2 protein-coding genes are annotated in these 971 nt (G+C 55.8%); both read left to right on the top strand.

Annotated features, from left to right (window positions below; genetic code table 11):
* On the top strand, positions 1-252 hold a 252-nt coding region (locus DH10_RS36440), incomplete at its 5' end, for a hypothetical protein (protein ID WP_210327898.1).
* A 153-nt stretch (positions 253-405) separates the two neighbouring features.
* The gene (locus DH10_RS36125) at positions 406-672 is read left to right on the top strand and encodes a hypothetical protein (RefSeq protein WP_192257199.1); all 267 of its coding nucleotides are present in this window, start codon (positions 406-408) and stop codon (positions 670-672) included.
* Positions 673-971 lie beyond the last annotated feature (299 nt).

Here is a 971-nt window from a genome sequence, read left to right as displayed (position 1 = left end):
AACTGTCACCCATCTCTCGGGAAGGGCATTCAAACACTTAGCAACCTAACAGCCCTGCGAACCAGCGACCATGTTGCGTTTGTGTCGCGTCAAGCTCCCAACAGCGCCTTTTCAGCCGCCGCTGACGGCAGTCCTGAGCGTGTATGTGTCGCGAAGTTCATCATAACCGCCGAGACCATGGTCGAGATCGCTCTGGAGCCAGGCAGGCAGGAGGCGCGTCGCATCATGGGGCCGCACGCGGGCGTGAACTGAACCGAGTGGACAAATTGTCCAGACGGCCCGCCGCCTCACGGTGGCGGGCTTTTTTTACCGGCAATATGCTCCGTCGTTGCGGACAACATGTAGTTGACGTAACGTTAACGCAGGCGCAATCATTTCGGATTGTGCAGGGTTGAGGGCGTTTCAATGAAACTCGTTGTCTTTGGCGTAGCAATGGTATTGGCCGCCACCGGAGCAGCTGTTGCGAAAGAGAAGAAAAAGGTGGCGACCGCTCAGGCTGCAACCTCGTGTTCTACAGCTCATATGAAGGCTGGCAGCAGCAAGCCGGCACCGAAACTGGATTGCAAATCGACAGGCACGGTGGTTGTTGCGCGTCCGTCAAATCAGGCCGCAAATTTCTTGGACCATCACCTAGGGTACGACACCGATCCGTGGATCCCAATTGGCTATTGATGGCAGTTTTCGGCTACCGGGCCTTTTTCATGTCGCAGTCATGTCGCGTGGAGTTGCCGATAGTCTGTTGTAGCCGTTGGAAATCAAGGGAAACGGCTAGTAGAGAGGCGCGTCACAGGCGACCGCCCTACCCTATCTCAACCGTTTGATTTTGCACGATAAGCATCAAATATTTGGCTGGAGAATCCACGGACTCTGACTAGTCCCGGTTCGAATCCAGGTTCCCGAGTCGATCCCAATTGTAGAACCGTAGCCTGAGTGCTTTTGGGCCGGTGAACGAACCCGCTGCGCGGGATGGG

This window comes from Mesorhizobium silamurunense (assembly GCF_014843825.1).
Taxonomy (GTDB): Bacteria; Pseudomonadota; Alphaproteobacteria; order Rhizobiales; family Rhizobiaceae; genus Mesorhizobium; species Mesorhizobium silamurunense.
This window is presented reverse-complemented; position numbering and strand designations above follow the sequence as displayed.